8 protein-coding genes are annotated in these 12972 nt (G+C 63.1%); 4 read left to right on the top strand and 4 right to left on the bottom strand.

The window, feature by feature from the left end; genetic code table 11:
- The first annotated feature begins 62 nt into the window (after positions 1-62).
- The 3 genes from yghU to PMI07_RS18665 all read left to right on the top strand — a co-directional run bounded on the left by yghU (position 63) and on the right by PMI07_RS18665 (position 2488).
- Positions 63-932, top strand: a complete 870-nt coding sequence (gene yghU / locus PMI07_RS18675) for a glutathione-dependent disulfide-bond oxidoreductase (protein ID WP_007771438.1) — start codon at positions 63-65, stop codon at positions 930-932.
- Between the two features lie 78 nt (positions 933-1010).
- Entirely contained in the window at positions 1011-2168 is a 1158-nt protein-coding gene (locus PMI07_RS18670) for a fumarylacetoacetate hydrolase family protein (RefSeq protein ID WP_024163919.1), read from the top strand.
- Positions 2169-2242: 74 nt separating this feature from the next.
- Complete coding sequence (locus PMI07_RS18665; RefSeq protein ID WP_007774275.1) at positions 2243-2488, top strand: DUF982 domain-containing protein; 246 nt, start codon at positions 2243-2245, stop codon at positions 2486-2488.
- A gap of 40 nt (positions 2489-2528) precedes the next feature.
- Here the strand turns inward: PMI07_RS18665 and PMI07_RS18660 are convergent, their stop codons facing one another.
- The 3 genes from PMI07_RS18660 to PMI07_RS18650 are packed head-to-tail and all read right to left on the bottom strand — an operon-like array spanning position 2529 to position 10074.
- On the bottom strand, positions 2529-5630 hold the full coding sequence (locus PMI07_RS18660) for an efflux RND transporter permease subunit (RefSeq protein WP_024163918.1): 3102 nt from the start codon (positions 5628-5630) through the stop codon (positions 2529-2531).
- Positions 5627-8746, bottom strand: coding sequence for an efflux RND transporter permease subunit (locus tag PMI07_RS18655; RefSeq protein ID WP_007751782.1), 3120 nt, complete (start codon positions 8744-8746; stop codon positions 5627-5629). Before PMI07_RS18655 ends, PMI07_RS18660 begins: the two co-directional genes overlap by 4 nt.
- Positions 8743-10074: an efflux RND transporter periplasmic adaptor subunit gene (locus tag PMI07_RS18650; RefSeq protein WP_007751778.1), complete on the bottom strand. Its 1332-nt coding sequence runs from the start codon at positions 10072-10074 to the stop codon at positions 8743-8745. Before PMI07_RS18650 ends, PMI07_RS18655 begins: the two co-directional genes overlap by 4 nt.
- A gap of 284 nt (positions 10075-10358) precedes the next feature.
- On the opposite strand from PMI07_RS18650, the gene PMI07_RS18645 reads away from it, so the two are divergent.
- Positions 10359-11507, top strand: a complete 1149-nt coding sequence (locus PMI07_RS18645; RefSeq protein WP_007751769.1) for a MalY/PatB family protein — start codon at positions 10359-10361, stop codon at positions 11505-11507.
- A 76-nt stretch (positions 11508-11583) separates the two neighbouring features.
- Here PMI07_RS18645 and rhaI read toward each other — a convergent pair whose 3' ends face one another.
- Entirely contained in the window at positions 11584-12876 is a 1293-nt protein-coding gene (rhaI, locus tag PMI07_RS18640) for an L-rhamnose catabolism isomerase (protein ID WP_007751766.1), read from the bottom strand.
- Positions 12877-12972: the final 96 nt, after the last annotated feature.

Here is a 12972-nt window from a genome sequence, read left to right as displayed (position 1 = left end):
ATACGTCATCGACAGCGAAGTGATTTAGCCTTCGCGTACTCTTTAAATGCTAGGAGCCAGAAGTGACCGATTCCAATTACACTCCGCCGAAAGTATGGACCTGGGACAAAGCCAATGGCGGCCAGTTCGCCAGCATCAACCGCCCGATCGCCGGCCCGACCCATGACAAGGAACTGCCCGTCGGGCGCCATCCGCTTCAGCTCTATTCGCTGGCGACGCCGAACGGCCAGAAGGTCACGATCATGCTGGAGGAATTGCTGGCGCTCGGGCATTCCGGCGCCGAATACGACGCCTGGCTGATCAAGATCGGCGACGGAGACCAGTTCGGCTCCGGCTTTGTCGAGGTTAATCCCAATTCCAAGATCCCGGCGCTGATGGACCGGTCCGGGCCTAAGCCGATCCGGGTCTTCGAGTCCGGCTCGATCCTCTTCTACCTCGCGGAAAAGTTCGGCGCCTTCCTGCCGACCGACCCTGCCGAGCGCGCCGAATGCATGTCCTGGCTGTTCTGGCAGATGGGCAGCGCCCCCTATCTCGGCGGCGGCTTCGGACATTTTTATGCCTATGCTCCGACCAAGATCGAATACGCGATCGATCGTTTCGCGATGGAAACCAAGCGCCAGCTCGACGTCCTCGACCGGCAGCTTGCCGAAAGCGAATATATCGCAGGCAGCACCTACACGATCGCCGACATGGCGATCTGGCCCTGGTACGGCGGCCTCGCGAAGGGCTGGCAGTACGGCGCCGGCGAATTCCTCTCGGTACAGGAATACACCAACGTCCAGCGCTGGGCCGACGCGATCCTGGAACGCCCGGCGGTCAAGCGCGGCCGCATGGTCAACCGGCTCAGCGGCGACCCGTCCGGCCAGCTTCACGAGCGTCACGACGCCAGCGACTTCGAGACGAAGACCCAGGACAAGCTGGCGGCAAACTAAAAAACGGTGATCGCATAGACAAAGCAAGACAGATGTGGCCCATTCGGGCCGCATCTATTGGGAGGTAGCTGAACCGACATGACTGACAATCTTATCGACACGTTTGCGGACGGCCTGTTCGTCGGTCGGGTCTGGAACCCTGCGGTATCAGGCCCTTGCCTCGTCACGCTTCGCGACGGCGGTCTGGTCGATATTACCAGTAAGGAAGCCCCAACCCTCAGCGCACTTCTGGAGCGTACCGATACCGCGGATTTCGTCCTGAACGCCTCGGGCCCGGTCCTCGGCACGTTGGAAGACATTGCCAAAAACAGCACGGGCCAGCCCGACCCGTCGCGTCCCTATCTGCTCGCGCCCGCTGATCTGCAGGCGATCAAGGCCTGCGGTGTGACCTTCGCCCAATCGATGATCGAACGGGTCATCGAGGAGAAGGCGGCCGGCAATGCCGACAGGGCAGCGGCAATCCGCCAGACGGTCAGCACGATCATCGGCGGCAGCCTCAAGGACCTGAAGGCCGGCTCGCCGCAATCCGCCAAGGTCAAGGAAGCGCTGATCAAGGAAGGCATGTGGTCGCAATATCTCGAAGTCGGGATCGGCCCGGATGCGGAAGTCTTCACCAAGGCGCCGGTGCTCGCGTCCGTCGGCTGGGGTGCGGATGTCGGCCTTCATCCTGTATCCACCTGGAACAACCCGGAGCCGGAAATCGTGCTGGCGGTCAACAGCCGGGGCGAGATCAAGGGGGCGACACTCGGCAACGACGTGAACCTGCGCGACGTCGAGGGGCGCTCGGCGCTGCTGCTCGGCAAGGCGAAGGACAACAACGCTTCCTGCTCGATCGGACCCTTCATCCGCCTCTTCGAGGAAAGCTACGGATTGGACGATGTCCGCAATGCCGAACTCGACCTGCGCGTGACCGGGCCGGAGGGCTATATCCTCAAGGGCAACAGCTCCATGTCGCAGATCAGCCGCGACCCGCTCGAACTGGTCAAACATACCTGCGGCGATCACCATCAATATCCCGACGGCTTCATGCTGTTTCTCGGCACCCTGTTCGCGCCGACCGAGGATCGTGACGTACCGAACCAGGGCTTCACCCACAAGATCGGCGACATCGTCGAGATCTCGTCCCCCGGCCTCGGAACGTTGCGCAACACGGTGCGTCTCTCCACCGAGTGCCCACCCTGGAGCTTCGGCATCGCGGCGCTGATGAAGAACCTCGCCGCGCGTGGCCTGCTCTGAGCGGAGCTCAGTCTCGCCACGGCTGTCAAATCGGTCTATGAGACCGACACTGATCAGACAGGATGCTTGAAAGAATGAACACGCCTTGGAACAAGCCGGTCGTCATATCGATCGGCGAGCCGCCGGCTGAGACCGCGATCGAGACGACGCAAGGTGCCGCGTGGGCGATGATCGAAGACTGGCCGACGGAGGATGGCGCCGCCCTTGACCGGGCGCTTGCCGTCTGCGCCGACGTGGATGCCGGAAAACGCAAGCCAGAAGAAGCCCGAAAGGCTTTCGTCGAGGCCGCGACAGAAGCACGTATCCTGATCCGCGCCTAAGCCGCCGGCCGGATCGATGTCGCGCATCCCCGACTACCGACTACCGAACCGGATCGACCACTCCTGCACCCCGAACAAGCGCCCGGCGCTGCGACCGGCGGTTATGCAGCTTTGCCAGGATCAGGTAGATGATCGGCGTCGTGTAGAGGGTCAGGATCTGCGAGATGACCAGCCCACCGACAATGGTGATGCCGAGCGGGCGCCGAAGTTCCGAACCCGGTCCCGTGGCGATGATCAGCGGAACGGCGCCCATAATCGCGGCAAGCGTCGTCATCAGGATCGGCCGGAAACGCTGCAGGCATGCCTGGAAGATCGCCTCATCAGGGGCAAGCCCCAGCCGCCGCTCGGCCTGCAAAGCAAAATCGACCAGCATGATGCCGTTCTTCTTGACGATGCCGATCAGCAGGACGATGCCGATGAAGGCGATGATCGTCAGCTCCGTCCCACTGATCATCAGGGCGAGCAGGGCACCAAGCCCCGCAGACGGCAGGGTCGAGATGATCGTCAGCGGGTGCGCGAGGCTCTCGTAGAGAATGCCGAGCACGATATAGACGGTCAGGATGGCCGCAGCCATCAATAGGGGCTGATTGTTCGACGAGCCCCCGGCACCGGCGTCACCCGCAAATTCGGCATGCAGCGAATCCGGAATATGCAGTTCGCCCACCGCATGCAGCACCGCATCGTTGGCATCCTGCAGCGTGCCCCCGAGCTTGACGTTGTAAGACATCGTCACCGAGGGAAACTGGCCCTGGTGATTGACGACAAGCGGCGCGAGCGTCCGCTCGACCGCGGTGACGCTTGAGATCGGCACCAGCTTCCCGCCCGCCCCCGGCACGTAGAGCGCGGAAATGTCCGACGGGTCGCGCGCAAAGCGCGGATCGGCTTCCAGCACCACCCGGTATTGATTGCGCTGCGTGTAGATCGTCGAGACCTGCCGCTGGGCAAAGGCGCTGTTGAGCGCGCTGTCGATCGACTGGATGCTGACGCCGAGGCGCGCCGCCTCGTCGCGATTGATATTGACCGTCGCCTGCAGCCCGTTCGGCTGGCGGTCGGAATTGACGTCGGTGAGCACCGGCTCCTTGCGGAGCGCGTCGAGAACCTTTGGCGCCCAGGTCGTCAGTTCGTTGAAATCCTCGTCCCAGAGCGTGAACTGGAACGGCGACGGCGCCGAACGGGCGCCGATGCGGATATCGGACGGCGAGAACAGGTAGCTGTTGAGCCCGGGAATGGTCGCCAGTTCCTGGCGCATCCGCTCGATCACCTCCGCGGTCGATGACCGCTCGGAGGGCGGCTTCAGCGCGATCGTCAGCTGACCGCGGTTGACCGAGCCGAAAAATCCGCCGCCGGCAGACGAGCCGATGCCGGATACCGCTGGGTCCCGGCCCGCAATCTCGGCAGCCTGTTTCTGCAGGGCGACCATTGCCGGATAGGAAATATCGGTCGAGGCCTCGGTGCCGCCCTGGATGAAACCGGTATCGTCCTGCGGAATGAAGCCCTTTGGAATTTTCACGTAGAGATAGGCGGTCAGGCCGACACAGGCGAGGATCACCACGACGGCAGCGACCTGATGGTGGAGCACGGCTTTCAAGGTACGACCATAGAAGCTGACAACCGCTCCCAGCACTCCCGCACGTTCCGCATCCCCCTTATGGCCGCGCTTTTCATGCGCCCGCAGGCGATGCGCGCAGATCATCGGTGTCAGCGTCAGCGAAACCACCGTGGAGATCACGATCGCAAAGCCGAGCGTCAGCGAAAAACTCTGGAAGAACTTTCCGATGATGCCGCCGAGGAAGAACATCGGAATGAAGGCGGCCAGCAGCGAGGCGCTGATCGAGATGACGGTAAAGCCGATCTGCCGCGCCCCCTCCGTCGCCGCCTGCATCGGCTTCATGCCGGCTTCGAGATTGGCATCGATGTTCTCGATCATCACGATCGCATCGTCGACCACGAAACCGACCGACACCGCCAGCGCCATCAGGGACAGGTTGTCCAGCGACAGGCCGCAGGCCCACATCGCCGCGAATGTACCAGCCAGAGACAGCGGCACGGTGACGCCAGCCGCAACCGTTGGCGTCCCGCGGCGTAGGAACAGGAAGACTACCATCATGACCAGCGCCACGGTGATCAGCAGCGTCCACTGCATGTCATCGACGCTCGCATGAATGGTCGTCGTGCGATCGGCAAGGATCGCGACCTCCACACCCGCCGGCATCAGCGCCTGGAGTTCCGGGATCAGCGTCTTGACGGCATCGACCGTCTCGATGACGTTGGCATCGGTCCCCTTGGTGATGTTGAGCAGCACCGCCGGCTTGCCGTTGTACCAGGCATCCGAACGCCGGTTGCGCACGCCCGGCTCGACGATCGCGATATCCGACAGGCGCGTGGCGACGCCATTGCTGCTGTGGATGACAATCCGGCCATACTCTTCCGGTGTTCGCAACTGGCTGTTCATGCCGATCGAAAAGGCGAGATCGCTGCCGTTGATCGAACCGATCGGCCCCAATGTGGCGGCGCTGACGATAGCCGTACGGACGGCATCGAGCGAGAGCCCTATCGCCGCAAGCCGGCTGGGATCGAGCCGAACGCGGATGGCGGGCTGGTCTGCCCCGCTGACACTGACATCGCCAACCCCGTCCACCTGTGAGATGCGCTGCACGACCAGCGTATCGGCCACATCGTAGATCGCGCTCGGCGCGACATTGTCGGAGGTTAGCGCCAGGATGAGGATTGGCGCGGCGGCGGGATTGACCTTGCGAAACGACGGCAGCGACGGCAGATCCGACGGCAAATCGACCGCCGCCGCATTGAGCGCCGCCTGCACATCCTGCGCCGCGCCGTCGATCGTCCGCGCGATATCGAACTGGATGGTGATATTGGTCGAACCGAGCGCGCTCGACGAGGTCAGTTCTGTGACGCCGGCAATCGCGCCGAGATGCCGCTCAAGCGGCGCGGCAACGCTCGCCGCCATGCTGGACGGATCCGCGCCCGGCCGGCTTGCCGATACCCGGATGGTCGGCAGATCCACGGAGGGAAGATTGGAAACCGGCAGGAAATGGTAGGCGGTGATGCCAAGGATCATCAGGCCTATCGCCAGGAGCGTCGTGCCGACCGGCCTGCGGATGAAGGTTTCCGAGATGTTCACGGCAACCCTCCGAGCTCTCTTTCGGCCGGAGAAGGCGATTGTCCCGTCGGCCGGCCGATGATGCGGCTGCGCAGGTTCTCGAATGCCAGGTAGATCACCGGCGTCGTGTAGAGCGTCAGTAGCTGGCTTAAAAGCAGGCCACCGATGATGCTGATTCCAAGCGGGATGCGCAGTTCGGAACCCGTCCCTTGCGCCATCGCCAAGGGCAAGGCCCCGAAAAGCGCGGCAAGTGTCGTCATCATGATCGGACGGAACCGCAGGATCGAAGCCTTGAGGATCGCCTCGCGGGGAGACAGCCCCTCCGTCCGCTCCGCCTCGAGCGCGAAATCGATCATCATGATCGCGTTCTTCTTGACGATGCCCATCAGGAGCACGATGCCGATCAGCGCGATCAATGACAGGTCCTGGCCGAACAGCATCAGCGCCAGCAAGGCGCCCAAGCCCGCGGACGGCAGGGTCGACAGGATGGTAACCGGATGGATGGCGCTTTCATAGAGCAGGCCAAGCACGATGTAGATCGTCACGATCGCCGCCAGGATCAGCCACGGCTCACCGGCCAGCGAATTGGCGAATTCCTCGGCATCCCCGAAATAGTCCCGCTGGATCGTCGCCGGAACGCCGATCTCCTCTTCCGCAGCCTTGATGGCGCTCACCGCCTCGCTGAGCGACGCGCCGGGAGCCATGTCGAAGCTGATCGTCACCGACGGAAACTGCTCGTTGTGGCTGATCACCAGCGGCACTGCCGTAAACGAGGTCTTGGCGAAGGCGCCGAGCGGGATCTGCGTATTCGAGGCGCCTGACACGTAGAGCCGCTCAAGCGATTTCGGATCGGACTGATATTGCGGCGCGGCCTCCAGAATGACGCGGTACTGGTTGGACTGCGCATAGATCGTGGTGATCTGGCGCTGGCCGAACGCGTCGTTCAGCGTATCGCTGACCGCCTGCATCGAGACACCGAGGCGCGACGCCGTCTCGCGATCGATATCGAGCAGCAGGCGACCGCCGCCCATCTCGACTTCCGACGAAACGTCGACCAGTTCCGGAAGCTGCTCCAGCCGTGTCGCCAGCCTGTCGGCCCAATCCGCCACGCTCGCAGCCGTTGCGCCGGTCAGGATGTATTGATAGGGCGCCCGGCTGACGCGGGTACTGATGCTGATATCCCGCACGCCCTGGAAGGTGACGCGCACGCCCGGCAATTGCGAGACCTCCCGCCGCAGCCGGTCGATGACCTCGGACACGGAGGAGGTCCGCTCGCCTCTGGGCTTGAGGACCAGGCTCAGCGTGCCGGTATTGAGCGTTAGGTTATTGGCGCTCGCGCCGACCACGGAGACGATGCCGGTCACGTCTTCGTCCTGCCGCAGCCTGTCGGTGACGATCGCCTGAGTCCGCTTCATCGCATCGAAGGATGTCGTCGGTTCCGTTTCGATGACGGCGGTGATCAGGCCCGTATCCTGCGGCGGCAGAAAGCCCTTGGGAATGAAGACGTAAAGCGCGACTGTAGCCGCCAGCGTCGCGATCGTTAGGATGAGCATCAGCGCGCTGCGGTCGACCACCCAGACCAGGCTTCGGTGATAGCCTGCGATCACCCTGTCCATGAAACGATCGGCACCGGCAAGCAGACCGCGCCGCCCTTCGGCCGGCTTGCGCAGGATACGGGCGCACATCATCGGCGTCAGCGTCAGCGAAATCACCGCCGACACGACGACGGCGATCGTCAGCGTCAGGGCGAACTCCCGGAACATCCGGCCGACAATGCCTGACATGAACAGCAGCGGGATGAACACGGCAATCAGCGAGGCGGTCAGCGAAATGATCGTGAAGCCGATCTCGCCCGCCCCTTTCAGCGCCGCCTGCATCGGGTTCTCGCCCTCTTCGATATGCCGCGCGATATTCTCGATCATCACGATCGCATCGTCGACCACGAAACCGGTACCGATCGTCAGCGCCATCAGCGACAGGTTGTCGAGGCTGAAGCCGGCAAACCACATCACCCCGAAAGTAGCGACCAGCGAAAGCGGCAGCGCGACCGCCGCGATGATGGTTGCCGTCAGCGTCCGCAGGAACAGGAAGACGACAAGGATGACCAAGCCGATGCTGACTCCCAGCGTCCATTGGACGTCATGGATCGAGGCCCGGATCGTCTCGGTGCGATCGTTGACGATATCGAGCGAAATGCCCGCCGGCAGCACCTCCCGCAGGCGCGGCACCTGCCTCAGAATGCTGCCCACCGTATCGATGACATTGGCGCCCGGCTGCTTCATGACATCCAGGATCACCGCCGGCTCGCCCTGATACCAGGCGCCCACGCGGGTGTTTTCAAGCCCCTGGACGATATCCGCCACGTCCTTCAGCCGCACCGGCGCATTGTTCCTGTAGGCGACGACGACATTGCCGTAGATTTCGGGGTCGATGATCTGATCGTTGGCAGCAAGCGTGAAGGACTGGTGCGCGCCGTCAAGCGCGCCCTTGGCGCCGGCGACGCTAGCGCTGGAGATCGCGGTCCGAATATCCTCCAGGCCGATGCCATAGGCGGCAAGGCGCGGAATATCGGCCTGGACGCGGATGGCCGGCCGCACGCCGCCCTGGATCGAGACATTGCCAACCCCGGAAACCTGGGCAAGCCGCTGCGCGAGCAGCGTATCGGCGAAATCGCTCAAGTCGCGGATCGGATAGCTGGTCGAGCGCAGCGCCAGCGTGATGATCGGCGTATCGGCCGGGTTCACCTTGGCGTAGGTCGGCGGGTAAGGCAGGTTGCGCGGCAGGCCCGAACCGGCCGCATTGATGGCCGACTGAACGTCCTGCGCGGCGCCGTCGATATCCCGGCCCAGAGCGAACTGCAGCGTCACCTGGCTGATGCCGAAAGCGCTCGACGAGGTCATCGAGGTCAGCGACGGGATCTGGCCGAGCGGGCGCTCGAGCGGGGCAGTCACCAGCGCCGCCATCGTCTCGGGATCCGCACCCGGCAATTGCGTCGTCACCCGGATCGTCGGAAAATCCACCTGCGGCAGCGGGGCGACGGGAAGGTTGAGATAGCCGAGAATGCCGCCCAAGAGAACGGCGACGCCGAGCAGCGAAGTCGCGATCGGGCGTTTGATGAACAGCGTCGAGGTGCTCATTGTTTTGCTTCGGGCGAGACGACCGGCGCAGCACTGGCCGCTTCGGCCCCCGTGGCGCCCTGCGGCCTCCGGTTCGGCCTTCGGTCTTCATTCGGCTTGCCGGGTACCACGGACGGCGGCGGCTGCGAGGCAGCAACCTCGACATGCTCTCCATCCCTCAGCCGCGAAAACCCGGTCGTCACCACCTTGTCGCCATCCGCCACGCCTTCGGCGATGACGGTTTGCACATCGTCCTGCTGGCCCAGCTTGACCATCTTCATGGCGACCGTCTGGTCGGGCTTCAGGAGATAGACGAAGGTGCCGTTCGGCCCCCGCTGGACCGCGCCCGTCGGCACGACGATCACGCCCTTCAGCGTCTCGACGAGGAGCCGGGCATTGACGAAGGCGCCTGGCCAGAGCGCCAGCTTGTCGTTCGGGAAATTGGCCTTGATCCGGACGGTGCCGGTGGTCGCATCCACCTGGTTATCCACCGCCGCAAGCACGCCGTTGTCGATCACGCTCTTGCCGTCGCCGGCAATCGCCTCGACGCTGAGCTGTCCGCCGCCGCTTGCTGCATTCACCTTGGCAAGCTGCTGCTGCGGGATAGAAAAGACCACCGAGATCGGCTTGATCTGCGAAAGGGTGACGATGCCCGCAGCATCGGAAGAGCTGACGATATTGCCGACATCGACATTGCGTATGCCGGTGCGGCCGTCAATCGGCGCCCGGATCGTCGTATAGTCGAGCGAGGCCTGGGCGCTGGCGATCGCCGCGTCGTCGGATTGTACCGCGGCCCGATATTGCTCGACCTGCGAGCGCGCCGTGTCGAGCTGCTGCTGCGTGCCGGAACTCGATTGCACCAGCTTCTGGTAGCGGTCCAAAGCGAGTTCGGCATTCTGGAGCAGGGCCTGGTCCTGGGCCTTCTTACCGATCGCCTGGTCGAGCTGCGCGCGATAGACCGCATCGTCGATGCGCACCAGGATATCGCCCTGCCTGACGTCCTGCCCTTCATCGAAATGCAGTTCGACGAGCTTGCCGCTCACCTGCGGGCGGATAGTGACCGTGTTCAACGGCCGGACCGAACCGACACCATCGATGAACACCGGCACATCGCTCGCCTTGGCATCGGCCACCAGAACAGGAACTGACTCCGGCTGCCCCGATTGCCGACCAGAGCGCCGCCGCCCACCGGCCGGTCGTCCTGAAGACTGCGCCGCGGTTGCCTCCGTCGGCGCCAACCCGAGCATGGTTTCCACACGGCCCAGCCAGCGGTCCCGAAGCGCATAGGCTCCGAAGCCCGCTGCGCCCAGAATTATCACCGAGACCAGGACCCAATGCCTACGCGCCATCGATCGCAACTTCTTGAATGCTTGAAAAGTCAGCTGGATTGAACGCTACCGGTCTAACGCCCCCAATGGAAGGCGCTTTCAGCGGCCCCGGATTACAAATTGGAGAGATTGGGCCGGATGCGGGAAGTGCCGAACTACCGACCGAAGCGAAGAAAGGCGTTGACAGGCGCGCAGTCGGTTAGAGACAAGCGGAGTGGATTTCACGCTTTGCCCTGTTCGCGGCAGGCGTCAACGAAGGCGGCGGATCGACTTTGATCGGCAGCATAGTAAGGGGACTTGAGAGCATGACCGATTTCAATGCCGTGCACGAACGCCGGGGCACCGGCAGCTCGAAGTGGAGCAAGTATCCGGACGACGTGCTGCCCATGTGGGTCGCCGACATGGACTTCCCCGCGGCACCGGAGATCGTCGACGCCATCCGCAACCGGCTCGAACATCCGATGCTCGGTTACGGCGTCGCCCGCGATGAACTGCGCGCCCGGATCGTCACCGATATGCAGGAAAAATACGGCTGGACCGTCTCGCCCGACGAGATCGTCTTCCTTCCGGGCGTCGTTCCCGGCTTCAACATGGCGCTGCACGCGATGCTTCAGCCCGGCGACGGCGTCCTGGTCCAGACGCCGGTCTATCGTCCCATCCTCGAAGCCCCGGCGAATTGGAACCTTGTCCGCCGCGAAGCGCCCCTCGCGCCGGCTGCCGAAGGTTATATGATGGATACCGACGCCTTCGCAGCGGAACTGGCAAAGTCGAAGGCGCTACTCTTCTGCAATCCTCAGAACCCGACAGGCAAGGTGTTCACCACCGAAGAGCTGAAGACGATCGCCGACCTCTGCCGCCAGAACGATACGCTGATCATCTCCGACGAAATCCATTGCGACCTTCTGTTCGACGGCCGCCGCCACGTGCCCATCGCCACGCTTTCGGAAGACGCAGCGAACCGCACGATCACCCTGATGGCCGCCAGCAAGACCTACAATATCGCCGGCCTCAAGACCGCCTTCGCGATCGTCGGCAACAAGGCGATCCGCGAGAAATTCAACCAGGCCCGGCTCGGAATGGTCGACAACGCCAATATTATCGGGCTTGAGGCAACCCTTGCGGCCTTCTCGAAGGCGGGCGACTGGAAAACGCGGATGCTCGCCTATATCGAGGCCAACCGCGATTTTCTGTCGGCCGAAATCGCGCGCCGGTTTCCGAAGATCAAGCTCATCCCGTCGGAGGGCACGTTCCTCGCCTGGCTCGACTGTACGGAACTCGGTTTGGCTCCGAATGCGCAGAGCTATTTCCTGGAGCACGGCAAAGTCGGCTTCAATGCCGGATCGGAGTTCGGTGAAGCCTATGGCAACTTCGTCCGCGTCAATTTCGGATGCCCGCGCACGCTGCTTGAGGAAGGCCTCAGCCGCATGGAGCGCGCACTCGGCCGGAATACCTGATCGGTTTACTCGATCGGACCACAAGAATTGGCCGCCGGCGGAACCCACCCGCCGGCATCATTGCAGGCTGGAGGGATCAGACGATCCCGCCGCCGCCGCTGGCTGAGGCCGGACGTTCGAGTGCAACTTGTTTCCGATACCCGCTGGCGCGATAGGTCGCGACCGGATCGATCGCTCCGCCTGCACGGCGGCGGGCTTCGGCAAGGATCGGCTCGACATCGGTGCGGTACGCCCGCTTCAGCGTCTCGGACGCCATCAGCGCATCGTTCTCCTGCTGGAAGCCGTCAAGCGCTCCCCGATCGACCAGCAATGCCTGGGCATAGGCGCGGCGGATCTCGTTGGCGCTGGAAATCAGGCTTTCGATCGGATCGGTGACGTTGTGCGACTGGTCGATCATATGCGCCGGGCGGAAATCCTTGATCTCCCGATGCTCGGCATCGACCAGTTCGTTGAAGACCAGGAACAGGCGGTAGGGCTCGATCGCACCGGCATCCAGATCGTCATCGCCATATTTGGAATCGTTGAAGTGGAAGCCGCCGAGCTTGCCGAACTGGATCAGGCGGGCGACGATCATTTCGATATTGGTGTTCGGCGCGTGGTGTCCGAGATCGACGAGGCAGAAGGCCTTTGGTCCCAGCGTATTGGCGATCAGGTAGTTCGTGCCCCAGTCCTGCACCACCGTCGAATAGAAGGCCGGCTCGTACATCTTGTGCTCGGAAAACAGCCGCCAATCGTCCGGCAGTGCCTTGTAGATCTCAGCCATGGAAGCGAGATAGCGCTCGAACACCCGCGTGAAATGGCTTTGGCCCGGAAAATTCGAGCCGTCGCCGATCCACACCGTCAGCGCCTTGGAACCGATTGCCTTGCCGATCTCGATACATTCGAGATTGTGCTCGATCGCCTGGGCACGCGTCGCAGCATCCGTATGGCTGAGCGAGCCGTATTTGTAGGAATGCGCCTGCCCCGGCGCATCGGAAAAGGTGTTGGAATTCATGGCGTCGAAACCGAGGCCCAGCGCATCGCCCTTGGCGCGCAGTTCCTTGGCATCCGCCTTGTCCCAAGGGATATGCAGCGAAACGGTGGGCGTCGCCCGCGTCAGTTGGTGAATGACGGCGCAATCATCGAGCTTGTCGAAAATGCCCCGCGGCTCGCCCTGCCCCGGAAATCGGGCGAAACGTGTGCCGCCGGTGCCGACACCCCAGGAGGGGACGGCGACGAAGAACTTTTCGACCTCTCTGGTGATCGTTTCGATATCGATGCCGCGCCGTGACAGGTTATCGCCCAGCGCGTCGTAGTCGGATTTGAGCGCTGCTGCGCGCTTGCCGTTTTCGGCGGCGATCACATCCGCGGCGATTTTTAACTCGACCATTCGGCCCTCCCATCTGATCTTTGTTTCTTCTCCCCAGCGGGGAGAAGGTGGCCCGAAGGGTCGGATGAGGGGGGACTTCGCGGCACATTCTGCCTT

It is taken from the genome of Rhizobium sp. CF080, assembly GCF_000282095.2.
Lineage (GTDB): Bacteria > Pseudomonadota > Alphaproteobacteria > Rhizobiales > Rhizobiaceae > Neorhizobium.
The sequence above is the reverse complement of the archived record's forward strand: the minus strand, read 5'-3'. Positions and strand labels throughout refer to the sequence as shown.

Coding starts and splice junctions, on each gene's coding strand:
- PMI07_RS18670 (WP_024163919.1), top strand. CDS start 1,011: ATGACTGACAATCTTATCGACACGTTTGCGGACGGCCTGTTCGTCGGT.
- PMI07_RS18665 (WP_007774275.1), top strand. CDS start 2,243: ATGAACACGCCTTGGAACAAGCCGGTCGTCATATCGATCGGCGAGCCG.
- PMI07_RS18655 (WP_007751782.1), bottom strand. CDS start 8,746: ATGAGCACCTCGACGCTGTTCATCAAACGCCCGATCGCGACTTCGCTG.
- PMI07_RS18650 (WP_007751778.1), bottom strand. CDS start 10,074: ATGGCGCGTAGGCATTGGGTCCTGGTCTCGGTGATAATTCTGGGCGCA.
- PMI07_RS18645 (WP_007751769.1), top strand. CDS start 10,359: ATGACCGATTTCAATGCCGTGCACGAACGCCGGGGCACCGGCAGCTCG.
- rhaI (WP_007751766.1), bottom strand. CDS start 12,876: ATGGTCGAGTTAAAAATCGCCGCGGATGTGATCGCCGCCGAAAACGGC.